This is a genomic window from Micromonospora sp. NPDC047527 (assembly GCF_040643015.1).
GTDB lineage: Bacteria > Actinomycetota > Actinomycetes > Mycobacteriales > Micromonosporaceae > Micromonospora.
Genome location: NZ_JBEYTK010000001.1, coordinates 132,628 through 156,504, shown reverse-complemented (window position 1 = coordinate 156,504; position 23,877 = coordinate 132,628). Strand labels below are relative to the sequence as shown.

At 69.9% G+C, this 23,877-nt stretch carries 14 protein-coding genes; 7 read left to right on the top strand and 7 right to left on the bottom strand.

The window, feature by feature from the left end:
• Positions 1-38 precede the first annotated feature (38 nt).
• Positions 39-3,224 carry a penicillin acylase family protein gene (locus ABZ808_RS00700; protein WP_356998921.1) on the bottom strand — a complete coding sequence of 1,062 codons (3,186 nt, stop codon included), beginning with the start codon at positions 3,222-3,224 and terminating at the stop codon, positions 39-41.
• Between the two features lie 356 nt (positions 3,225-3,580).
• Between ABZ808_RS00700 and ABZ808_RS00695 the strand changes: the two genes are divergently transcribed.
• Positions 3,581-4,906, top strand: a complete 1,326-nt coding sequence (locus tag ABZ808_RS00695; protein ID WP_356998918.1) for a glycosyl hydrolase family 18 protein — start codon at positions 3,581-3,583, stop codon at positions 4,904-4,906.
• 50 nt (positions 4,907-4,956) lie between these two features.
• Here ABZ808_RS00695 and ABZ808_RS00690 read toward each other — a convergent pair whose 3' ends face one another.
• A complete protein-coding gene (locus ABZ808_RS00690; protein ID WP_356998915.1) occupies positions 4,957-5,577 on the bottom strand; it encodes a DedA family protein in 621 nt (206 codons plus the stop codon).
• A 122-nt stretch (positions 5,578-5,699) separates the two neighbouring features.
• Here ABZ808_RS00690 and ABZ808_RS00685 point away from each other — a divergent pair, with 122 nt between their 5' ends.
• A complete protein-coding gene (locus ABZ808_RS00685; RefSeq protein ID WP_356998913.1) occupies positions 5,700-8,039 on the top strand; it encodes a lysylphosphatidylglycerol synthase domain-containing protein in 2,340 nt (779 codons plus the stop codon).
• Positions 8,040-8,293: 254 nt separating this feature from the next.
• Entirely contained in the window at positions 8,294-9,517 is a 1,224-nt protein-coding gene (locus tag ABZ808_RS00680) for an MFS transporter (protein WP_356998910.1), read from the top strand.
• A gap of 28 nt (positions 9,518-9,545) precedes the next feature.
• On the opposite strand, the gene ABZ808_RS00675 is transcribed toward ABZ808_RS00680, so the two are convergent.
• The gene (locus tag ABZ808_RS00675; RefSeq protein ID WP_356998907.1) at positions 9,546-10,985 is read right to left on the bottom strand and encodes a glycoside hydrolase family 43 protein; all 1,440 of its coding nucleotides are present in this window, start codon (positions 10,983-10,985) and stop codon (positions 9,546-9,548) included.
• A gap of 1,251 nt (positions 10,986-12,236) precedes the next feature.
• On the opposite strand from ABZ808_RS00675, the gene ABZ808_RS00670 reads away from it, so the two are divergent.
• The 4 genes from ABZ808_RS00670 to ABZ808_RS00655 all read left to right on the top strand — a co-directional run bounded on the left by ABZ808_RS00670 (position 12,237) and on the right by ABZ808_RS00655 (position 17,133).
• The gene (locus ABZ808_RS00670) at positions 12,237-14,594 is read left to right on the top strand and encodes a non-reducing end alpha-L-arabinofuranosidase family hydrolase (RefSeq protein ID WP_357002682.1); all 2,358 of its coding nucleotides are present in this window, start codon (positions 12,237-12,239) and stop codon (positions 14,592-14,594) included.
• A gap of 197 nt (positions 14,595-14,791) precedes the next feature.
• Complete coding sequence (locus ABZ808_RS00665) at positions 14,792-16,087, top strand: ricin-type beta-trefoil lectin domain protein (RefSeq protein ID WP_356998905.1); 1,296 nt, start codon at positions 14,792-14,794, stop codon at positions 16,085-16,087.
• Between the two features lie 294 nt (positions 16,088-16,381).
• Positions 16,382-16,639, top strand: coding sequence for a hypothetical protein (locus tag ABZ808_RS00660; RefSeq protein ID WP_356998903.1), 258 nt, complete (start codon positions 16,382-16,384; stop codon positions 16,637-16,639).
• Positions 16,636-17,133, top strand: a complete 498-nt coding sequence (locus tag ABZ808_RS00655) for a hypothetical protein (RefSeq protein WP_356998901.1) — start codon at positions 16,636-16,638, stop codon at positions 17,131-17,133. Before ABZ808_RS00660 ends, ABZ808_RS00655 begins: the two co-directional genes overlap by 4 nt.
• Before the next feature lie 15 nt (positions 17,134-17,148).
• On the opposite strand, the gene eccCb is transcribed toward ABZ808_RS00655, so the two are convergent.
• Genes eccCb through ABZ808_RS00635 form a run of 4 tightly spaced genes read right to left on the bottom strand, consistent with a single transcriptional unit; the run spans position 17,149 to position 23,787 of the window.
• On the bottom strand, positions 17,149-21,498 hold the full coding sequence (gene eccCb / locus ABZ808_RS00650; RefSeq protein WP_356998898.1) for a type VII secretion protein EccCb: 4,350 nt from the start codon (positions 21,496-21,498) through the stop codon (positions 17,149-17,151).
• A gap of 3 nt (positions 21,499-21,501) precedes the next feature.
• Positions 21,502-21,981 (bottom strand): hypothetical protein, encoded by a 480-nt coding sequence (locus ABZ808_RS00645; protein WP_356998896.1) that lies wholly within the window; start codon positions 21,979-21,981, stop codon positions 21,502-21,504.
• A gap of 55 nt (positions 21,982-22,036) precedes the next feature.
• Positions 22,037-22,531 carry a MarR family transcriptional regulator gene (locus tag ABZ808_RS00640; RefSeq protein ID WP_356998893.1) on the bottom strand — a complete coding sequence of 165 codons (495 nt, stop codon included), beginning with the start codon at positions 22,529-22,531 and terminating at the stop codon, positions 22,037-22,039.
• Positions 22,532-22,539: 8 nt separating this feature from the next.
• Positions 22,540-23,787 (bottom strand): NAD(P)/FAD-dependent oxidoreductase, encoded by a 1,248-nt coding sequence (locus ABZ808_RS00635; RefSeq protein WP_356998891.1) that lies wholly within the window; start codon positions 23,785-23,787, stop codon positions 22,540-22,542.
• Positions 23,788-23,877: the final 90 nt, after the last annotated feature.

Genomic DNA, 23,877 nt, shown 5'->3' with positions numbered 1-23,877 from the left:
GGGGCGGCGTGTGACTCACGCCGCCCCTCCGGGCGAGCTCAACGTCCGTACAGCTCGAATTCGTAGAGCGAGAACCCGTACGAGGTTGCCCGGCTGACCCCGTACACCCGCACGTAGCGGGCATTGACCGGGGCGAAGGTCACGTTGTCGACGCCGCCGTTGCCGGCGGTGGTGCTGAACACCGGCTGCCAGGAGTTGCCGTCACCGGAAACCTCGATCCGGTAGCCGGTGGCGTACGCGGCCTCCCACCGCAGCACCGCCCGGCTGACCGTCCGGGCCGCGCCGAGGTCAACCCGGAGCCACTGGTTGTCGTTGTAGCTGCTGGCCCACCGGCTGCCGAGACTGCCGTCGACCGCCTTGGCCGGGGTGTTGCTGGTCAGGAACTGGGTGCTCGACGCGGTGGCCGGCCGTCCCTGCGCCAGGTTGGTGACCTTGTCGCCGCGCCGCGCCGGGAACGAGACGACCTGCTGGTAGGTGGGACGGTTCTGCCAGGCGATCAGCGGGTGGGTGATGCCACCGAGCCCGGACTGGGCGATCGCGTCGGCGCACCACTGGTCACCGGCACCGCACGACTTGTCACCCGGGTAGACCGTGGTGGCCGGCAGCGCGGCGGCCTGACCGAGCGTGTCCAGCAGGGACTGCCGGCACGCGCCGAGGTTGCCGTTGCCGCAGTACGCGCGGCCCAGCCCGCCGGCGACGGGGTCGCCGAGCACGGTGCGCAGGTCCTTGTCGACGTAGCCCCACCAGCCGTACTGGAACGCCGAGCCCTTGTGCGCCTGCCCCTGCGACGACCAGCTCACGGTGCCGTCGCGTGCGCCATTCTGGCCGCCCGAGGGTGCCTCGTTCACCTCCAGGGCATCGACGAGCGCGGCGTACAGGTCGGGGCCGAGGCCGGGTCGGAACTGCGCCGAGGCCAGCAGCGGCCACCAGGCGTCGAAGATCCGGATGGCCTCGGCGTGCTGGTAGACCTTGGAGCCGGGTGACGTCTCCACCCGGCGGGAGCCAGCCTGCTGCCAGGCCCGCAGTTTGCTCACGGCGGCGGCCAGCGCCGGATCGGTGACCGGCGTGCTGTCGAGCACCCGCAGCAGCTCGCCGAGCACCTGTTGGCCACGCAGGTCGGTCACGGCCGCCTCGGCGGTGATCCGGACGATGTCGGCCCGGCCCACCTTGCGCTGGGCGATGGCCGCGCGCACCGGACCGTCGAGCAGCTGACCCCGATGCACCGCGCCGTAGCTGAAGTTGCCGTCGGCCGCGCCGAAGTCGCGCGCCTGCTTGTTGTTCCAGCTGACGTAGTAGTCCTGGTTGACCGACTGCGGATGCGCCGACGCCGGGGCGTACGTGGCGTCGTTGGTGTCCGGGTTCCAGCCCACCCACTCGTACGCCGGCTCGGCCTTGGTCGGCAGGTTCGGGTCGGCGGCGGCGGGCCGGACCGGGTTCGAGCCGGAGTTGAAGTACGCCGCCTCGGTCGAGTTGACGTAGAACCAGTTGAACGCGTACCCGACGTTCGCGGCGGACGCCTGGAACGCCGCCGCGCTGCCCATCGCCGCGGGGTCGTTGTACGCCTGGAAGCCGATCGCCGAGTCGGCCTCGTGCCGGTAGGTGGAGCGCAGTTTGGTGAACGCGGTGGGCTGCCCGTTGACCAGGCCCCGGTGGGACACCAGCCCGTACTTGGTGCGCAGCGAGCGCAGCGTGTACGCGCCGGCCGGGGTGGAGTCGGCCAGCGTCGGCGACCAGGAGTTGCGCTTCTCCAGCACCTCCATGGCGAGGCACTGGCCGCGGTAGAGGTAGCGGTTGGAGCGCAGCGTCGGGGCGCTGCCGTCGGTGGTGCACAGCGGCACCGCGTACGTGTCGGTCAGGTCCTGGGACGCGGAGGTGGCGCTCCAGGCGTAGTCCTGACCGCGACCGAGCAGGACGTAGAGGTTCAGCCCGGCGAACGCGGCGCCGCGTGCGCTGATCCCCGGCCCCTGGAGTTCCTGGAGCATGAGCAGTTGCGGGGCGAAGTAGCCGGTCTGCGGGCCGAACACGGCGACCGGGTTGCCGGTGGTGGTGTGCCTGCCGGAGACCACCACCGCGTTGGACATGCCGTGTGCACGCACGTTCGACAGCCCGCCGAGCAGTTCGTTGGTGGCCGTGCTGGCGCCGGTACGGGCGGCAGCCCCGCCGGTGGCGTCGTAGGCGAGGGGCTCGGCGACCACCGTGCCGGCGTCGGGGAGCACCGCACTGGTCGCGCCCGGCGGTGTCGCGCCGTAGGGGAAGCTCTGCCCGTCGTGCAGCGTGAGCACAGTCTCCGGGTCATTCTGCGAGCGGAACGCCTGCCAGACCCGGTCGCCCTCGGTGGTGCCGTACTTGGCCCGGGCGGCCACCCGGACCAGCGCGGACTGGATCTCGCTGCCGCCGCCCCCGCCGAAGAGCCCGCCCACCACACCGGCGGTGGCGATCAGATCGGTCATGGTGAAGTGCTTCGGCTTGCCAGCGCCGGTCAGCACGTACTCGCCGGGGTAGTTGTCGTCGGCGATCGACTTGTCGACGTAGGCGTTGATGCCGGCGATGTAGTCGACCACGTCGGTGTAGAGCTGCTGGCCCCGGGTGCCCTTGAGGCGCAGCGCGTCCACCTGCGCCTGGAGGTCCGCCTCCGAGTAGGGCGAGTTGGCCCAGATGCTCTGCTCCAACTCACGGTTGCCCGGCGCGCCGCCGGCGAACGAGGTGAGCGTGCCGCGACCGGCGTGCCGCAGCAGGTCCATCACCCACAGCCGGTCCTGGGCCCCGGCGTAGCCGGCGCCGAACATGGTGCCGGCGCGGGTGGTGCCTGTGACGTGCGGAACGCCGGTGGCCTTGTCCCGCACGATTGTGACGTCCGACCGCGGTGAGATGGTGCTCTCGACCTGCGCGGCGGGGACGCCGAACGAGGCGTCGTTGTAGAAGTGGGCGATCTGCTCGTCGGTCAGCCCGGCGTAGTTGTAGACCAGGTTCGCGTACTCGTCGAGCTGGTCGCTGGAATGCGCCGGGCGGGTGCCGAGCGCCTGGTGGGCCAGGATGGCGACCAGCGTGGCGTTACCGTTCTGCCCGGGCGGCAGGATGTCCGCGCACTGGCCGAGGCAGTAGTCGTCGGGGGTGAAGGTGCTGGCGGCGAGCGCCGGTGACGGCGGGATGACCGTCAGGACGCTCGCGGTCAGGACGGCGGCGGTGAGGGCCGCGAGCCGGGCACGAAGGGCGGGTCTGGGCATGGGGTCCTCCGGGGACGCGGAGTCGGGCCGTTCGTCACGCCCGGCTGCCGGTGCCGACCTCTCGCCCTCCGCGCCCGGGCGTTCCACCCGGAGGTGAGAATGACTCACATCGATTCGAGCAATGATCGACGCAGGACCGCCGTCCGGGATAGCCGTCGTTCACCACGCGCCAATGCCGACGTTTCGCCGCCTACCGCCACCGGCATCGAGCGCGGCGGGAGTGGCGCAGGTGCCGCCCAGCCTGGCAGGCCCCGCACTCCCCCAACTTCCCGCCTTCTGTAAACAATCCTTGATATTAGCCTTCACGAACGTCAATATATGGAGGTCGCGGGTCGCCTAAGCCTGGGGAGTTGGCCATGAGAAGCCGTCGGATTTTCGCAGTGGCAGCCGGGGCGGCCATGACCCTCACGGCCGCCGTCGCCTTCGTCCCCAGCAGCATGGCGGCCGTGTCTTCGGCCAACGCCGTCGCGATGGTCGCCTGCACCGCCCCGGCCTGGGCCGAGGGCAACGCCTACCAGTCGGGCGCCCAGGTCACCTACGGCGGCCGCCTCTACCAGGCACTGGTCACCCACACCGCGCACCCCGGCGCCGGCTGGAACCCCGCCGCGACCCCGTCGCTGTGGCGTGACCTGGGCGCATGCTCGGGAACCACGCCGCCACCCACCACGCCGCCACCGACGACTCCACCCCCGACCACACCTCCCCCCACCACGCCACCGCCAACCAGCGGGACCTGCGCGGTGAAGTCACGGCCCACCGGCAAGGTGTTGCAGGGCTACTGGGAGAACTGGGACGGCGCCTCCAACGGCGTCCACCCCGGCCTCGGCTGGATCCCCATCACCGACAGCCGGCTCAACCAGCACGGCTACAACGTGATCAACGCGGCGTTCCCAGTGATCCGCTCGGACGGCACGGTCCTCTGGGAGAACGGCATGGACGCTGGCGTGAAGGTGGCCACCCCGGCCGAGATGTGCCAGGCCAAAGCGGCAGGCGCCACCATCCTGATGTCGATCGGCGGCGCCGCCGCGGGCATCGACCTGAGCTCCACCGCGGTCGCCGACCGGTTCATCGCGACGATCGTGCCGATCCTGACGGCCTACCACTTCGACGGCATCGACATCGACATCGAGACCGGCCTGACCGGCAGTGGCAACATCAACACCCTGTCGACGTCGCAGGCCAACCTGATCCGGATCATCGACGGCGTGCTGGCCCGGATGCCGTCGAACTTCGGCCTGACCATGGCACCGGAGACGGCCTACGTCACCGGCGGCAGTGTGGTCTACGGCTCGATTTGGGGCTCGTACCTGCCGATCATCAAGAAGTACGTGGACAACGGCCGCCTCTGGTGGCTGAACATGCAGTACTACAACGGCAGCATGTACGGCTGCGCCGGTGACTCGTACCCGGCCGGCACCGTGCAGGGCTTCACCGTGCAGACGCAGTGCCTCAACAACGGCCTCACCATCCAGGGCACCACCATCCGCGTGCCGTACGACAAGCAGGTCCCGGGTTTGCCCGCGCAGAACGGGGCGGGCGGCGGCTACATGTCGACGTCTTTGGTCACGCAGGCCTGGAACTCCGTGCCCGGCCTCAAGGGCCTGATGACGTGGTCGGCGAACTGGGACGGGTCGAAGGGGTGGACCTTCGGCGACAACGTGAAGCGCCTGCAGGGCCGCTGACGGGTGATGGTGCCGGCGTCCGTACTGGTGGCATTCGAGACGGCCTCCGGTCAGGGTGAGCCAGATCGGCCGCGCCGGGCCCGCAGCCACACCCGCAACGCCACGCCGGCGCCGATCAGGGCCAGCAGGGCCCACTCGCCGATGCCCAGTTCCCGCTCCAGATAGCGGTAGGAGGCGGCGCCCAGGTAGCCCAGCAGCGCCACGGCTGTCGACCACACCAGCCCGCCGGCCAGGTTCGCCCGGAGAAACACCGGCCAGCGCATCCCACCCGCGCCAGCGATCATGGGGACCACGGCCCGCAGCACCGCCACCCAGCGTCCGGTGACCACCGCCCACGCCCCACGACGGGCGACCAGGCGGCGGGCCCGCGCAAGGTCGAGGCGCCGGCGCAGCACTCGCGGGGCGCGGGCGAGCACGCTCGGGCCGTACCGGCGGCCCAGGGCGTACCCGGCCTGGTCGCCGAGGCACGCCCCGACGACGCCGCCGGCGACCACCGCCCACAGCGGCAGCGCACCGCCGTGAGCCACCAGCCCACCGATCAGGATGGCCGTCTCGCCCGGTACGACCAGCCCGAGCAGCGTCGAGGACTCCAGGGCCGGCAGGACGATCACCAGCGTCAGGACGAGGAGCGGCGGCAGCCCGACGAGCGTCTCCACCACCTTGTCCACCACCCGCTGATTGTCGCCCCCAACGGGTTGGCCGGTAACGAAGATTGCCTTCCGGTGGGCGGGCGATCCGTAGGGTTCGGGTCGACGAAGGGGCACTGTGCCGGACGAGGGGCGGCCGAGGACCGGTGGGAGCGCGCACGCATCGCCCGTCGCCGGCGTTGCTGGTCAGCCTGACCGTCTCGACCGGACTGCTGGCAGCGGTGAGCGCGGCCATCCGCAGCCATCGGGTGCCGCCCTGGGAGCGGGACCTGTTCGCCCTTCTCAACCACCTTCCCGCCGGGCTGACGCCGGTCCTGGGTCTGGTCCTGCAGCTCGGCTCGTACCCGGCGGTGTTCGTCACCGCCGCAGCAGCCGCCCTCGCCCGCCGGATCGGCACGGCGTGGAGCCTCCTGTTGGCCGGAAACCTGGCGTACTGGCTCGCGGTCGCCGTCAAGGCCGTGATCGCCCGGCAGCGGCCGGCGGCGCTGCTCACCGACGTGGTCCTGCGCGAGACGATCAGCGGACGGTTCGGGTACCCCTCGGGACACGTCGCGGTCGCCACCGCCCTGGCGCTCGTCGCGGCGCGGGCCTGCGGCCCCCGGTGGCGCCGTGCGGCCTGGGTGGTGATCGGGCTGGTCGCCGTCGCGCGGATCCACGTCGGGGCGCACCTGCCGGTCGACGTGGTCGGCGGCTTCCTTGTCGGCTGGCTCGCGGTGTGTCTGACCCGGCTCGTGGTCGGCGAGGTCGGGCCGCAACGGTCGGCGCCCAACCTGCGGGCGGCGCTGCGGCGGCGCGGGATCGACGTGGCACGGTTGACACCGATCCACGGCGACGCCCGGGGGTCGCAGCCGTGGCGGGCCGTCACCACCGACGGGCGGCGGCTGTTCGTCAAGGTGACCGGCGGCCAGCAACGCGACGCGGACTGGGTCTACAAGCTGTACCGGCGGGTGCGCTACCGCCACGTGGCCGATGCGCCGCCGTACCTGAGCGCCCGCCAGCAGAGCGAGCACGAAACGTGTCTGACCCTGCTGGCCGAACGCGCCGGCGTCCGGGTCCCGGCCGTCGTCACGACCGCCGCCATGTCCGGCGGCGACGCCATACTGGTGCAGGAGTTCATCGACGCCGCCCCGCTGCACGCCGCCGTCGGGCCGGTCCCGCTCGCCGCCGTGCGCGACGCGTGCGAACAGGTGGCCCGCCTGCATCGGGCGGGCATCGCGCACCGCGACCTGCGCGCTGCGAACGTGCTCGTCGGCCGGGACCACGCCTACCTGGTGGACCTGGGCTTCGCCAGCGACGACGCCTCGGCCGAGCAGCAGGCTCGCGACGTCGTCGAGCTGATGGTCGCCCTGTCCACGCGGGTCGCCCCAGCCAGCGTGGTCGCCGCCGCGGTCGACCGCCTGGGCGTCGCGGCGGTCGCGGACAGCGTGCCGTTCCTGCAACCCCCGGTGCTGTCCCGCGCCGGCCGCAGCGCCCTGCGCGGCCGTCCCGGCACGCTCGACAGCCTCCGCAAGGAAATCGTGCGTCGCTGCCCCGCCCGCGACCGCCCGGCGGCGAAGGTGGTCCGGATCAACCGCCGCACCGTCCTGGAGCTGCTGATCCTGGGATTGACTGTGCACCTGCTGCTTCCGCAGCTCGGCGAGGTACGCACCGCGGCGCGTCTCATCCTGCACGCCAACCCGCTCGCGGTCGCCGCGACGCTGCTCGGCTCCGCCCTGACCTACCTGCTCAGCGGCGTCGTGCTCCGGATGGCCACAGCCAATCGGATCCCGCTGGGCGAGGCCACCCTGGTGCAGGTCGCCGCGTCGTTCGCCAACCGGCTGGCGCCCGGCAGCCTCGGCGGCGCCGCGCTCAGCCTGCGTTACCTACACCAGAGGGAACTCACCACCGCCGGTGCGGCCACCGCCGTCGGCGTCTCCCGCGCCGCAGGTGTGCTCTCGGTCGTGCTGCTCCTGCCGGTGCTGCTGCCCTTCGCCCGCCAGCCCGCCCGCATCCTCACCCATCACGCGACCAGAGCGATGCCGCTGCTGCTGGGCGCCCTGGCTGTGCTGCTCATCGTGGCGGCCGTCCTCGCCGCACCACGGCTCCGTCGGCGCGGACGCGCGGCAGCCGGCCAGGTCGGCGTCGCCCTACGCGCCCTGACCCGTCAGCACGGCCTGCGACGGCTCGTCGTCGCGTCCACCGCGCTCACCCTCACCTACGGCCTCTGCCTCTACCTCGCGCTACTCGCCACCGGCCCGGTCCCCCTCGCGCACCTGCCCCCCGTGATCCTGGTCTGCCTCGTCGGCGAGGGCGTTTCGTCCGCCGCGCCCACCCCCGGTGGGCTCGGCGCCACCGAAGCCGCACTCGTCTCCGGCCTGCTGCTCTACGGAGTGCCGCTGGACGCTGCCGTCGCAGGCACCCTGATCTACCGCCTCGCGACGTTCTGGCTCCCGGTACCGCCGGGCTACCTGGCCTTTCGGCTCCTGGCCCGCCGCCGGCTGCTATGACCACCAGGCAGTGTCGGCCACCGCGGCGGCCGGTGCCCGAGGTGAGGGGCCGTCGAGTGAGGCGGTGGCGCCCGGCCCTTCGGCACGGCCGGTCGGCTTGGTCGACGACACCGGCCACCCGGTGGCGCAGGCCCGGCCGACCGGTTGGCCGAGACCGAAAACGCGGACTGAGGCAGGACACGCCCCCGAACGCTGGGGGCGTCGGGGCCCTCCATTACGGTGACGACGAACGGGGGTGGGCCACGGTGCCGGAGGTGTCGCCACGAAGGGCGAGGGCTGTGCTCGTCGCGCTCTCCCTCGCCGCCTTCGCGTTCATCACGACCGAGCTGCTGCCCGTCGGCCTGCTGACGCACATCGCACCCGATCTGGACCGGTCCCGCTCGCAGATAGGCCTGCTGGTCAGCGGGTACGCCATCGTCGTCGTGTTGGCCTCCGTGCCGCTGGCCCGACTGACCCAGCGGATCCCCCGGCGTCAACTGCTCAGCGTCACGATGCTCCTGTTCGCCGCCGCGAACGCCACCGCCGCGCTCGCGCCGACGTACACCGTGCTGGCCGGCTCCCGGCTCGTGACCGCCCTGGCTCAGGCGGTGTTCTGGTCCATCGCCACGGCGACCGTGACCGGCCCCTTCCCGGTCGCGGTGCGCGGCCGGGTGGTGGCGCTGTTCGCGACCGGAGCGACGCTCGCCCCGGTGCTCGGCGTACCCCTGGGGACCTGGATCGGGCAGCAGGCCGGCTGGCGTGTCGCGTTCGCGGTGCTGGCCGGGGTTGGTGTGGTGATCGCCGCCGCGGTGTTCGTCCTCCTTCCCTCCTATCCCCCGGCCGCTGGCGGCGCCGCGCACGGCACCGCACCGGACGGGCGGCGCTTCGCCCTGCTGCTGGTCGCGACCGCCCTCGGCATCGGCGGCTTCATGACCCTGCAGACCTACGTCACACCGTTCCTGCTCGACGTCAGCGGCTTCGCCGACGCGGTGCTGGCGCCCCTGTTGTTCGTCTCCGGCGCGGCCGGCGTCGTCGGTACCCTGGCCGCGGCCCGGACCCTGGACACCCGGCCGATCGCTTCCCTGCTGACGCCACTGAGCATCGGCACCGCCTCGCTGTTCGGCCTGTACGCGCTCGGCACGCTCCGGCCCGGTGCGGTCGCGCTCCTCGCCGGGATCGGCCTGGCCTACGCGGCGTTCGGCTCCGCCGTGCAGAGCCGCATGCTGCAACTGGCTCCGGGCAGCACCGACATCGCGTCGGCCGGCGTCAGCACCGCCTTCAACGCCGGCATTGCCGGCGGATCACTCATCGGCGGTGTTCTCCTGCCCACCTCGGGGGCACGCCCACTGGCACTCGTCGCCGGGTTACTGACGCTGGTCGCCCTCACCCTGCTCACCGTGGACGCCCGGCGGGCCCGCGCCGCCGGCCGTCCGTCGACGGCCACCGGCCCCACCAGCTCCACGCGCCAGAGCCCAACCGCTCGGGCGGGTACGCCCTAGGTCCGAGTTCCTCGGGCAGGGACCAGCGTCAGCTAATCACGCGGAAGGTGGCGTCGGCACGGCTCTGCGCGTCGGTGACCGGGTCGAGCCGGAGCAGATAGCTGTAGTGCCGGATGTGGCGGTCCGGGTGGCTGTAGGACTGGAACGACGTCCACGAGGAGTTGGCGAGGCCGGCGACCTGCCGGAAGGTGGCGTCGGCGGCGAACGTGGCGGTGCCGTCGTTGGCTTCCAACCGGAAGTCGAACCCGTAGTGGCGCAGGTAGTAGCCCGGGAAGTTGACCGACTGGATGGAGACCGTGCCGGAGCCGGCCAGGCCGGGCACCAGCCGCCACTGGCCGTCCTGGGCCGGGCTGACGTTCGCGTCGATGCGGGCGTCGTAGTCGGCGTGCCGCACGTACCGGTCCTGGAAGTTGTACGACTGGATTCGGTTCACGGCGGTGGCGGGCCAGCGGGCGAGCACCCGGCTCTGCTCGGCGGCGGTCAGGTTGAGGATGGAACCGTGCCGTTTCTTGGTGCCGCCCATGGCGTACGAGCCGGACGCCGGCAGCCGGAAGCTGCCCGGGCTCGACGGGTTGGTGGTCAGGACGGGCAGATAGCCGCGCCCGGTGGCGTACTGGTCGAGGTAGAGAACCCACTCGTTGCGGGAGTTGAACTTCATCCACATCGGGCCCTCGACCTGCCCCCCGGTCAGCCCGACGCCGGCCAGGTTTCCGAGGTTCGTCCACGTGCCGAGCAGGGAGTTGCTGCCCTCGATGGTGATCTGGTCGTCCCGGGAGGCCCGGACGTAGCGGTAGGCGCCGACGCCGGCCGGCACCTCGACGATCTGGGTATCGATGATCTCCTGGCTGCCGGGCCGGTTGACGTAGACCTGCGGCGTGGTGATGCTGCGGAAATCCGCCGTGCGCGCGTAGTAGATGCGGTGTTTGGTCGCCCCGTTGAGCGGGACGTTGGTCGCCCAGTAGAGGACGTAGTCGCCGGTGGCCGGGTTCCAGATCGCCTCCGGGGCCCAGGCGTTGCGTCCGTCCGGGATCGCGCCGGCGACGTTCAACAGCCACGGCGCCGACCAGTTGACCAGGTCGGTGGACTCCCACACGACGAGGTTGCGGCTGCCGTTGTTGATCGCGGCCGACCAGTCCTGGCCGCAGCCGATGCACAGGTCGGTGGCGATGATCCAGTACCGGTCGCCGCCGGGCGAGCGGACCAGGGCGGGGTCGCGGACGCCACGGGTGCCGACGGTGGACCGCAGTACGAGCCCGCCGTTGTTCAGGTCCGTCCACCGCAGGCCGTCGGCGCTGTGCGCGAGGTAGATCTGCTGGTCGGTGGACGACTCGCCGGTGAAGTGCGCCATCAGGTAGCCGACTGTCGGGTCGAGTGCGGACGCCTCCTTCGGCGTCGCCGCCGACCAGGTGGTGAACAGCAGGCACGCGGCGACCGCCACCGCGCAGAGCCGGGCGAGGAATCTCGACATAGGTCTCTCCTTCGCGCAGGGGCCGTAGGGATCAGCTGGCGGGCGGTGCGGCGAGCACTGGCGTTAGCGCTAACAGGACTCCGGCCCTGCTCGGCTCGGATCTCGGATTCTTGTTACATTCGTGTTGCGGCCAAGTGTTAGCGACCCCATCTGGAGTGTCAAGGGATCGACCATGGTCGTTGGTCAAGAGCTATCCGACCGGCCGGACGACGGTGGCTCGGTGGCCCCGGAACGCCTTCTCCAGCAACCATGAGCCGCGTGCGGCGCAGACCCTGACGCCGACCGCCAGCGGCCGGGTACGCAGACCCGCGAGCCAACGGCGGACGGTCAACCGACCCGGATCTTCCTTCACGCGCGCCGCACACGGTGGCGTGGTCGGGTGTGGACGACAGGGCCGGGCGAGCAGCGTCCCGCGTGCCTCGCCTGCTCCGCTCGCGCCTCGCCTGGCCTCGTTGACCTTGCACTTCCGGTCGACGGTATGGACCGTCTCGCACCTTTTGTCAGGTCAGAAACTACAAGATCGCGGGAGTGCGGGTGCGCCAAGACCCGGAGCCCCGTCGATCATGGAGTTGCGGTGCCCGACGAAAGGTGCGGAACACCACATACCGGCCACCATTACTCCATGATCGACCGGTGACCGACGACCGCGCGGCCCGGCCCTGGACGTGGATCGGACTCGCACGCGGCAATGCCGCAGCGTACGCACGACAAGGACACCGGCCCGGTCGGATTGGATCTTGTTCGGCCGAAGGACTCGAAGCCTACCGCGCCCACCCGCAACAGGTCCGAAACTACCGGTTGAATTACCTGGAACTTTCTGCCAGCCTGATAGCCATCGATCAGTGTGAACGTTAACAAGATCACTTCAGCACCGGAGGCGCCGCACGCGACCGTCAGGCCCACCCACCTACCAGGTGACCACGTCCACCACCGAGAGAGCCCTACGCCCGCAACCAGTCACCAGCGGGTGACCGGACCACCCGTCGCAACCCTTCACACGCTGGCCAGGCAGCCCGAGCCGAGTCACATCGGGGGCGGACACCTGACGTGGGCCCCGGCCCGCTCAGGCGGACTCAGCATCGGGCCGCCACCGTTTCGAGCGGGGCCTCCCCACTGGAAACAGCGACAGGATTTCCTATCCACCACTGGAGGATCAGCATGATTTCCCGGACCCGTCCCCCCAAGCGCACCCGACTACGAACACTCACTTTTTCCGGAACAGCCGCGATAATTCTGGCCCTGGTCGTATCGCTGGTGCCCAATCTCGCACAGGCCGCTGAGACGACCCTCGGCGCTGCCGCGGCCCAGTCCGGCCGGTACTTCGGTGCCGCCGTGGCCGCGAACAAGCTCAGCGACGGCGCCTACACGACGATCCTGAACCGCGAGTTCAACAGCGTCACCCCCGAAAACGAAATGAAGATCGACGCGACCGAGCCGCAGCAGAACAACTTCACCTTCGGCAACGCGGACCGGATCGTGAACCACGCCACCTCCCGGGGGTGGAAGGTCCGCGGCCACACCTTGGCCTGGCACTCGCAACAGCCGAGCTGGATGCAGAGCATGGAGGGCAGCGCGCTGCGCAACGCGATGCTGAACCATGTCACCCGCGTGGCCAGCTACTACCGGGGCAAGATCGACTCGTGGGATGTGGTGAACGAGGCGTTCGAGGACGGCAACAGCGGCGCCCGTCGCAACTCGAACCTTCAGCGCACCGGCAACGACTGGATCGAGGCGGCGTTCCGCGCCGCCGACGCGGCGGACCCGAACGCCAAGCTCTGCTACAACGACTACAACACCGATAACTGGACCTGGGCCAAGACCCAGGCCGTCTACAACATGGTGCGCGACTTCAAGTCCCGTGGGGTGCCGATCGACTGCGTAGGCTTCCAGTCGCACTTCAACGCCAACTCGCCGTACAACAGCAACTACCGCACGACGCTGTCCAGCTTCGCCGCCCTCGGCGTGGACGTGCAGATCACCGAGCTGGATATCGAGGGATCCGGCACGTCGCAGGCCAACACCTTCCGCAGTGTGGTCAACGACTGCCTTGCCGTGGCTCGCTGCAACGGTGTCACCGTATGGGGCGTGCGTGACTGCGACTCGTGGCGCTCCAGCGGCACTCCGCTGCTCTTCGACTGCAGCGGCAACAAGAAGGCCGCCTACAACTCCACCCTGGAGGCGCTGAACAGCGCTGGCCCCGGCACCACCCCCACGCCCACCACGCCGGGTCCGACCCCCACCGCGACGCCCACCGTCCCACCCGGCTCGGCCAGTGAGATCGTCGGCACGCAGTCGGGCCGGTGCGTCGACGTACCCAACGCCTCGACCACCAACGGCACGCGAGTACAGCTCTACGACTGCAACAAGCAGGCCAACCAGGCATGGACCTACACCTCAGGAAAACAACTCCAGGTGTACGGCAACATGTGCCTCGACGCCGCAGGCACCGGCAACGGCGCGGCGGTACAGATCTACAGCTGCCACAGCCAGACCAACCAGCAATGGAACGTCAACTCCAACGGCACCATCACCGGCGTGCAGTCCGGACGATGCCTTGACGTGTGGAGCACCGCCAACGGCGCCCAGGTCCAGCTCTACGACTGCAACGGACAGTCCAACCAGCAGTTCCGGCTCGCCTCCCTCGGCGGCGGATCCACGCCGACGCCGACCCCGACGTCGACTCCCCCGCCGACCGGCGGCACCTGTGACCTTCCGTCGTCGTACCGCTGGTCGTCGTCCGGCGCGCTGGCACAGCCGAGGTCGGGTTGGGTGTCGCTGAAGGACTTCACCCACGCGCCGTACAACGGCCAGCAGTTGGTCTACGCGACGACGCACGACACCGGAACGACGTGGGGCTCGATGAACTTCGGTCTCTTCTCGAACTGGAACCAGATGGGGTCCGCGTCGCAGAACCAGATGCCGTTCGCGGCGGTGGCACCGTCACTGTTCTACTTCGCGCCGCGCAACGTCTGGGTGCTGGCCTATCAGTGGGGTCCGACGGCGTTCTCGTACCGCACGTCGACCGATCCGACCAACGTGAACAGTTGGTCCGGGGCGCAGACGCTGTTCACCGGAAGCATCTCCAACTCCAGCACCGGCCCGATCGACCAGGCAGTCATCGGTGACGACCAGAACATGTACCTGTTCTTCGCCGGGGACAACGGCAGGATCTACCGGGCCAGCATGCCCATCGGGAACTTCCCGGGCAGCTTCGGGTCGAACTACACGACGATCATGACCGACTCGACGAACAACCTGTTCGAGGGCGTTCAGGTCTACAAGCTCCAGGGCCAGAACCGGTACCTCATGCTCGTCGAGGCGATCGGCGCGAACGGGCGCTACTTCCGCTCGTTCACGGCCACCAGCCTGGGTGGCACGTGGACGCCGCAGGCCACGTCGGAGAGCAACCCCTTCGCCGGCAAGGCCAACAGCGGCGCCACCTGGACCAACGACATCAGTCACGGCGAGCTGATCCGCAGCAACGCCGACCAGACCATGACCGTTGACGCCTGCAACCTGCAACTGCTCTACCAGGGGCGTTCTCCCAGCTCCGGCGGCGACTACGGGCTCCTGCCGTACCGGCCGGGTCTGCTGACGCTGCAACGCTGACGACCGGACAACGCCGGGACGGGCGGGCTCGGCACACGACCGAGCCCGCCCGTTCCGCATTTACCCACCACCAGGAGGCACCGACAGTGCGAGGACACCGACACCACCCCCCGCCCTCGGGGAATACCCATGCCGACCGAACGCCCGCCCGATTTCGGGGACGGGTGTGGAAGCTCGCCGCGGTAGGGATCGCCGCCGTGGTCGGGTTGTTCACCATCACCGTGGCGACCGGGTCGGCATCGGCCGCCGACAACCCGTACCAGCGGGGACCGGACCCCACCCAGAGCAGCGTCGCCAACGTCAACGGCCCCTTCGCCAACACATCGGTCAGCGTCCCGACCGGGTACGGCTTCAACGGCGGCAGGATCTACTACCCGACCGACACCAGCCAGGGCACCTTCGGGGCCATCGCCATCTCGCCGGGTTACACCGCGTTGTTCTCCGCCGAACTGGCCTGGATGGGCCCGTGGCTGGCCTCCCACGGCTTCGTCGTGATCGGCATCGAGACCAACAGCCGCAACGACTTCGACACGGCCCGCGGCACCCAACTGCTCGCCGCATTGGACTACCTCACGCAGCAGAGCCCGGTACGTGACCGCGTCGACCCCAGCCGGTTGGCCGTCGCCGGTCACTCCATGGGCGGCGGGGGCGCGCTGAGCGCAGCCATGCGGCGCTCGTCGTTGAAGGCAGTGGTCGGCATCGCGCCGTACTCGCCGTCGTCGAACCTCGCCAACGACCGGGTGCCCACGATGATCCTCTCTGGGCAGGCGGACACGGTGGTCACCCCGTCCTACGCCACCGGCCTGTACAACAGCCTCCCGGCCACGACGGAGAGCGTCTACCTGGAGGTCGCCGGTGCGGATCATGGATTCATGGTCGGGCGGCCGAACCCGGTGATGGTCCGGACCATGCTGCCGTTCGTCAAGATGTTCGTCGACAACGACGCCCGGTACAGCCAGTTCCTCTGCCCGCTGCTGGACTCCAGCGGCGTGGTCACCTACCGCAGCACCTGCCCGCTGCTGCCGTCGACGCCGACCACCCCGACGCCCACCACGCCGGGACCGACCCCCACCGCGTCGCCCACCGTGCCGCCCACGGTCCCGCCCACCTCGGCCAGCGAGATCGTCGGCACACAATCCGGCCGCTGCATCGACGTACCCAACGCCTCCCGTAACAACGGCACCCGGGTCCAGCTCTACGACTGCAACAGGCAGACCAACCAGACCTGGACCTACACCTCAGGCAAACAACTCCAGGTGTACGGCAACATGTGCCTCGACGCCGCAGGCACCGGCAACGGCGCGGCGGTACAGATCTACAGCTGCCACAGCCAGACCAACCAACAATGGAACGTCAACTCCAACGGCACCATCAGCAGCGTGCAGTCCGGACGATGCCTGGACGTCTGGAGCACCGCCAACGGCGCCCAGATCCAGCTCTACGACTGCCACGGCCAGACCAACCAACAGTTCCGGCTCGTCGCCCGCGCGTAACGAGCACTGATACCGGCGGGCTCGGCATCAGCCGGGCCCGCCCACCTCATCCGGAAACCCGCGGCTGGCTGACGCCGATGTCCGGGCGGCAGCTGGTCAAGGTCGGTGCCGAACGCGGCGAGGCGGCGTGGGTCACCCGTTCAGCACAGCGCCGGTGGACGGGATGAGTGGCATGATGCTCCCAGTCCTGTCATCGGAGCGCTGCGAACGTAGTCCCGCCGCAACACCGAGCAGCGCTCACGCAGACAACAGCGTAGGCATTCGAGTAGCGCGTGACTGGGGGTGGATCGGCCCATGAATGACAGATTCCTGGACCTGGACCCGGACGGTCTGGGCCCAGTCGCACACGGCATCGGCGATCTAGCAGACCTGCTGCTCGCGCTCGACCTTCCATCCGCAACAGACGAAACCTCACGGTCCTGGGCCAACGAGTTGCCGCGGATTGGGGCCGAGCTCGCCCAGGTCGAAGCACAACTGCGAGAGATCGCCCGTACGGTCACGGCGACCGACGACGAACTCGCGATGCGGTTCGCCCGACACGGTGACGCATGACGGAGGGGTCCGTGTCCTACGCGCGGTTACTGGAGGACGACTCCAGCGCGGCCGACAGCGAGCAATGGGCGCAGGCTGCCCGCACGGCGCGGGACAGCGCCGAGGAACTGGGCCGGCTACACCGTCTCCTCGACGCGCACTGGCGCTCCGGCCGCGACCGGGATCAGGTCGACGATCTGCTACGTCGCCTGACCCGCCGACTCGACGAGGCACAAGACGCCTACACGGTCATCGCCGCCACGCTGGCCAACCGCGGACAGGAGCTGGCCCGAGCACGTGAGCTAGTACGGCAGGCGACCGCCGAGGCACACCTCACGGGTCTGTTGGTCATGCCGGCGGGCGACGTCGTACCACCGGAGCCCGCGCCGCTGGCGGTGCAGGCCGTCGCACATCGGCTCGCGGCACGCATAGCCGCGGCGGTGGAGGACGCGGCGGCGACACGGCGAAGGGCGGCTGAGGAGGTGGCCGCCCTGCCGCCACCGGATCCATGGTGACGCCGACCGCGTGGGTCACCCAGGCTCGCTCCAGGCGACCTGGATGAGCTGCTGTCCGTCGCGCCGGCGGACCAGGGTGCCCCGGCCGGGCGGTTGCGGGCTCGGTCGGAGATTGCCGAGGACCGCACCCTCGTCCCGGTTTCCGGACAACAACAGGCCGGGCGACTCCAACTCGCGCAGCCGCTGCAATACCGGCTCGTAGATCGCCCGCGACACGCCACCCATGCGCCGGGTGACGATCAGATGCAGGCCGATATCGCGGCCCCGCGCCAGCAACTCGTGCAGTGCGCTGAGGGGATTCTTGCCGCCGGATGCCACCAGGTCGTAGTCGTCCACCAGGATGTACAACTCCGGGCCCTTCCACCAGCTCCTGTCGCGCAACTGTGCGGTGCCGACCTCCGGCCCGGGAAGGCGGTTGGACAACGCGGCATGGATCGACTCCAACCCCTGACTGAACACCTGGTTCGACGCGGCGTACTCCAGCAGGTGCTCCCCCTCCACCGCGCCGAGCAGGCTCCGCCGGTAGTCGGCGATGACCAGTCGAGCCTGCGCCGGGGTGTACCGGTCGACGATCTGCCGGGCGATCAACCGCAGCACGTTGGTCTTGCCGCTCTCCGCGTCTCCGAAGACTGTCAGGTGGGGATCGGCGGTCAAATCGAGGTAGACCGGAGCCAAGCTCGCTTCGTCAACACCGATCGGCAGGCCCGGCGCGGTGCGGTCGACGACCCGGTCCAGTTGGGCCATGGAGAGCCGGCGAGGCAGCAACCGCACCTTCGGGGCCACCGGGCCGGGCCAGTTCGCCGCCAGCCGCCCGGCCAACTCCGCCGATGCCTCGGTCAGACCCTCGATGTCCTGCCTGCCATCGATCCGCGAGACCGCGGTGAGGAAGTGCAACTTGTCGCGGGTCAGGCCCCGGCCCGGGGATTTCTCCGGCACGTTCATCGCGGACCGGCGGTCGATTTCCGACTCGGCCGGGTCACCCAGACGCAGCTCCAGTTTGGTGCCCAGCAGATCCCGCATGTTGATCCGGATCTCCGCCCACCGCACCGCCGTCAGCGCCACGTGCACCCCGAAGCCCAGACCCCGGTTGGCCAGGGTGGTGATCGTCTGCTCCAGCTCCTCGTAATCCTCGCGCAGGGTGTTCCACCCGTCGACCACCAGGAACACGTCACCGAACGGGTCATCGGCGAACTCCCCCGACGCCCGACGCCGCCGGTAACTCGCCATCGAATCGACGCCGTGCCGCGCGAATCGTGCCTCCCGCTCGTCGAGCACCGCGACCACTTCGGCGACCGTACGGCGCACCGCCTCGGTGTCTCGCCGGCCGGCCACCCCTGCCATGTGCGGCAGTTGCGCCAAGCTGCGCAACGCCCCACCGCCGAAATCCAGACAGAAGAACTGCACCTCACGCGGCGTGTGCGTCAACGCCAGCGACGCTAGCAACGACCGCAGCATCGTACTCTTACCGCTCAGCGCCGTGCCGACGATCACCACGTTGCCGCCAGCACCCGCCAGCTCGACCATCAACGGATCCCGGCGCTGCTCGTACGGGCGGTCCACCACCCCCACCGGCACGGTGAGCGCGCCACGGCCCGGCCACGAATTGGCGGACAGTCCGAACTCCGGATGCGCCGATAGAGGTGGCAGCAGGCTGTCCAGCGTTGGCGGATCGGCCAGCGGCGGCAGCCACACCTGGTGCGCTGGCCGGCCCCGGCCCTGAAGACGCTCCACCAGGATGTCCAGGATCGAGTCGGCGGCCCGCCGCTCCGCAGGGTCGCTGAGCTCGGCGTCGTACTGCACGGGCGGTCGAGACACGTAGGCGCCCCGAAACCGGGTCATCGTCGAGTTGCCGGCCTTGACATAGCCGTGCCCCGGCGCGTTCGGCAGCTCGTACGCATACGGCACGCCGAGCACGATCCGGCTTTCCACCGCCGAGAAAGTGCGCAGGCCGATCCGGTACGACAGATGCACGTCGAGCCCGCGCAGCCTGCCCTCTTCCAGCCGCTGCGACGCCAGCAGGAGGTGCACACCCAGCGACCGGCCGACCCGGCCGATCTGCACGAACAGATCGATGAAATCGGGCTTTGCCGCCAACAACTCGGAGAACTCGTCGCAGATGATCAGCAGACTCGGCATCGGCTCCAACGGCTCACCGGCCGCCCGCGCCCTCTCGTAGTCGTGCCGCGAGGCGTAGTTCCCCGCCGCACGCAGCACCTCCTGCCGCCGGTTCAGCTCACCGGCCAGCGCGTCGCCCATCCGGTCCACCAGCGCCAGCTCGTCCGACAGGTTGGTGATCACAGCGCTGGTGTGCGGCAGAACATCCAGCGACGCGAACGTCGCCCCACCCTTGAAGTCCACCAGGACGAAGTTCAACGTCTCGGACGAGTGTCGCGCCGCCAGCGCGGCCACCACCGTACGCAACAGCTCGCTCTTGCCGGAGCCCGTGGCGCCGATGACCAGGCCGTGCGGACCCATGCCGCCCTGGGCCGACTCCTTGAAATCGAGCATGACGGGTTGACCGCCCAGCTCGAACCCGATGGGGACCCGCAGGTAGTCGGCTCCCATTGGCGTCACCCGCCCGGCGAAGTCCTGAAGAGCCTGGTAGTCCGCGACGCCGAGCACCTCCAACGCCTCGTCTCTGGTCTCGCCGGCCAGGTGCGCCGATCCCGGCCTCGACTGCGACGTCCCTACGCCCCACGCCTCCGCGATCATCGAAATCATCGCGGTCGTTCCGTCCGGTGCGGCCTCGTCCAACTCCGACTCGAGCTCCGGGTCCACGTCGGTCACTGTCAGTTCGGGCAGCGCGATGCGGAACATCCGCCGGCCCTGGATTGCCCAGCCGGGCATGGACAGCGGCAGTCTTGCCGCGTGATCCGGATCAACCATCGAGTCCGCAGGCTGCGACAGCCGGGTCTCGATCCGCAGCTGCGGTAGTTCAGCCAGCTCCTCCGGGATAGAGCGCCAGTTCCGATCGAGCACGGCCAGGTGGAACCCGTACCCGAGCCCTCTGTTCGCCAGCTCGACTACCCGGCTGGTGAAGCCGCTCAGCAGCATCGCGAAGTCCTGCCAGCGGTCCACCACCAGGAACACGTCCGGGTACGGGCCGCCCGGGAGCTGGCGCCGCCGGGCGCGCAGGCTCGCCGGTGACTCCAGCTCGTGGTCTCGGAACAGCCGCTTGCGCCGCTGCACCTCGTCCTCGATTCGGGTGAGCAGCTTGCCCAGCTCCTCGACCTCGTCGTCGCCCAACACCGTCTGCATGTGCGGCAGGCGCCGCATCGGCCCCAACCAGTTGCCACCCGACTCGAGGCAGTGGAACACCACCTCGTCGGCGGAGTGGGTGAGCGCGAGGCCGCCGATAATAGTGCGCAGCAGGGTGGTCTTGCCCATCCCGGCCCGCCCCACGATGAGCAGATGCCCCTCCGCGGACCCGAGGTCAAGTGACACTGGCTCGCCGGAGGGCGCGTCCATGCGCTCGCTGCGACCGACCGGCACCTTCAGGAGGCCGCGTTGCCGCCATTCGATTGCGCATAGCTTGACGTCGTCCACGGCCTTCAACGGCCCGAGCAGGTCACCAAGCCGGGGATCACGCTGGTCCCGCTTCCCGCGTTGCCGGTGGTGTCCGTCCCGGGACAGCGCGATGTGTACCTCGCTGCTTGCGCGTCCGAAGTGACAGGGCGACTGGTCGGTGGTGCGCTTCGGCAGCTCCATGTGCACGTACCGCCACAGGTCCTCCGGGGTAATCCGGCCGCGTCCGGTCAGGTCGGCGGCCCCTGTGCTCAGTCCCTGGATCACCGTCTCGGTGAACGCCGACCGTTGTCGCGGCGTGGCCGCCGTTGCCGGCCTGCCGTCACTGGCCCGCTCAATCGAGTTGGTAGCGGTGATGACGTACCGGCCGTCCCCGGCCTTCAGCTCCCCGTCCAGGTTGAGCTCCGTCGGTGACTTCGACTGCTCGAAGGCACCGCTGTAGCAACAGTCCAGCAGGATGATCGAGCTGGTAGCCGGTGACTCGTCGAGCAGTTCGTGGACGAACGACGCCGAGATGGCGGTGGACGACAGGTACTTGGCCTCGGTGTTGGCGACTGCCAGGTAGAAGCGGCCCTTGGGGCCCCGACGGATGCCGTGCCCAGAGAAATACAACAGGATTAGGTCTTCCGGGCCGGCCGCGCGCAGCATCATCTCCATGCTGCGCTCAACCGAGCTCTTCGACTCGTTCTCCAGCAGGGTTGCCCTGTCGAACGCCCCGATGTCCGCGTCGGCGAGCAGGCTCTGCAGGTCGCGAGCCTCCTCGCGCGGGGCGTAGAGGTCGGCCAACGACTCGTCAATGTAGCGGTCGTTGGCGATGAGCAGGGCCAGCCGCTGTCCCACGGCTCAGGCTCCCGCCCCGCCCAACCGAGGCAGGGGATCCGTAGCGGCAGCGGCAGCGGCAGCGGCAGCGGCAGCGGCAGGTGACGACACATGGGTCGGCCCTGCCTCTGCGGACATCTCGACTAGCCGCGCCAGCCCGTCGACGAGCGCGGGATCGTCGATCTGGGTGCTACCGGTGATGACCAGCTCGATGTCGCCCCGCCGAATGCGGATCGACCGCGCCTTGGTCCGTTCGGCGTAAGCGATGGCGACCAAGGCGATGGCCCTCACAGTGGTGGCGGAAAAGAGCCCACCAACCGCCAACATGCCCAGCTCCCACGCCTCTGCCGACTTCGTCCCGAGCACCGGGCCCGTGGCGCCGACCAGCGTGACCTGCAGTCGAGGCACCATTCGCAGGTCGTCACCGAGCGCTTGCGTGAGGGCATCGAACCGCTCGCCGCCGATCGGTTGCTCTGGTTCGACCAACAGCACCAGTTCCAGCATTGCCACCCCTCTCTGTGTCTACATTCAACACCACCGGGGCGAGGCCACAGGATCCTCAATCGTCAAACGACGGCGTCTCAGACAGGCCGCTGCGGAGGCGGTCCAGCTCGGCGTGGTACATCGCCTGCATGCGGTCATAGTGCCGAACCAGCAGCAGGACCTCCTCGGCGTTGTAGCCCTCGACGAGGCGTGCCGTCCGCTCGGCGAACCGCTCGTACGGTCGCTTCAGCTCGGCGATCCGCTCCGGCCGCAGAGTGACGATCACCCGCCGCCGGTCCACCGGGTCGCGCTCGGCCGTCACGTACCCCGCCTGCTTGAGCCGGCGCAGCATGCTGGTCACCGCCCCGGTGGTGAGGTTTGTCCGCTCGGCGACCTGCCCCGCGGTGGCGGATCCGGCGTCGGCCAGGTAGTCCAGGCACTCCAGGTCGCTCACGGTGAGGCCGAGCCGCTCCGCGATGGCGTACCGGAACACCATGGACAGCCGCGACATCTCCCGCCCGGCGCGCATGAGATCGGCGATCGCGGAGGTACGGGCCGGGTCGTGGGACATGGCCGCAATCATGCCTCCGGCACGGTCACCCGGTGCAGTCGAGGTAACACGCGGGTCAGCACCCAGTGCGGCGCGGCCGCTCCCCCGGTGAGGCGGCGCATCAGCCGGGCGGCGGTGTCGACGGCGCGGAAGGCGTACGGCACCATCTCGTCCTGGTAGCGGGCGATCGCCTCCTCCACCGGCGCGCCGCTCGCCCGGGCCTCGACCAGTTTTCTGCCGAGCAGGGCGGCGTCGCGCAGCGCGGTGTTGCCGCCGTGGGCGCCGAACGGCGGCATGACGTGCACGGCGTCGCCCATCATCGTGGCCCGGGGCACCGCCCACCGGTGCGGGCGTCGGCCGGTGGCGAAGAGGTTGAGCACTGTGGCGTCCAGCTCGGCGGTGCCGACCAGCCGCCGGACGAGCGGGTGGAAGTCGTCACTCATCAGGCTGGTCAGTCTCCACAGCGCCAGCAGGTCGCCACGGATGCCGATGGGCACCTCCTCCTGCCGGAGCAGTAGTCCCCACATGACGTAGTCGTCGCCGGTGGGGGCATAGCTGCCCGGGGCCAAGCGCGCGAACGCTTCCTGCGGATTCTCGCCGAACCGCATGGACGTGAAGAAGAAGGCGCGCCCCGGTTGGTCGCCGATGGCCAGGACCCCGCTGGTACGCAGCGCGTCCGGGATGACGCTCTGACCGTTGCGCCGCAGGGGTGACCGACCGTAGATGCCCGCCATCGGGGTGTTCTCCGGGTCCGCGTCCGGCATGAGCTGCGCGCGCAGCGCCGAGCCGACGCCGTCCGCGCCCACGACGACGGTTGCCGAGGCGGCCCCGCCGTCGGCGAACCGCAGCTGCAGCCCGGCGGGGCCTCCGCTCTCCACCGCGACGGCGTCCTTGCCGTAGTGGATGCGTCGGTGCAGCCCGGACTGCAGGATCGACCGCAGGGTCAGCCGGTCGACCTGGCGGGTCGCTTGCGGCTCGTCCTTGAAGGTGATGGAGAACGCGTCCCGCAGCCGGCTGTCGGTGAAACGTAACTGCCCGCCAGGCTCGTCACCGGTTGTCAGCGCGAGGTTGTACAGCGGGCGGGGCAGGCTCTCGCGCAGCGCCTCCAGCCCGTACCGGTCGAGGATGATCCGGTAGCCCTGCCGCCGGACGAAGGGGCCTGGGTCCCGCTCATAGACGTGCACGTCGATGCCGGCGCGCATCAGGTACTGGGCGAGACAGAGGCCGGAGAGGCCGGCGCCGGCGATTGCCACCGAGAAGTCAGTCGATGAGCCCATGCAGTTATCTTAATGACTAAGATGATTTGGGCAAGGCCACGCGGCGCGGCGCAAAGCCCAGCCATCCGCGACAGCACCGCAGCTCACGAT

Coding starts and splice junctions, on each gene's coding strand:
- ABZ808_RS00640 (WP_356998893.1), bottom strand. CDS start 22,531: ATGTCCCACGACCCGGCCCGTACCTCCGCGATCGCCGATCTCATGCGC.
- ABZ808_RS00660 (WP_356998903.1), top strand. CDS start 16,382: ATGAATGACAGATTCCTGGACCTGGACCCGGACGGTCTGGGCCCAGTC.
- ABZ808_RS00635 (WP_356998891.1), bottom strand. CDS start 23,787: ATGGGCTCATCGACTGACTTCTCGGTGGCAATCGCCGGCGCCGGCCTC.
- ABZ808_RS00675 (WP_356998907.1), bottom strand. CDS start 10,985: ATGTCGAGATTCCTCGCCCGGCTCTGCGCGGTGGCGGTCGCCGCGTGC.
- ABZ808_RS00700 (WP_356998921.1), bottom strand. CDS start 3,224: ATGCCCAGACCCGCCCTTCGTGCCCGGCTCGCGGCCCTCACCGCCGCC.
- ABZ808_RS00645 (WP_356998896.1), bottom strand. CDS start 21,981: ATGCTGGAACTGGTGCTGTTGGTCGAACCAGAGCAACCGATCGGCGGC.
- ABZ808_RS00695 (WP_356998918.1), top strand. CDS start 3,581: ATGAGAAGCCGTCGGATTTTCGCAGTGGCAGCCGGGGCGGCCATGACC.
- ABZ808_RS00655 (WP_356998901.1), top strand. CDS start 16,636: ATGACGGAGGGGTCCGTGTCCTACGCGCGGTTACTGGAGGACGACTCC.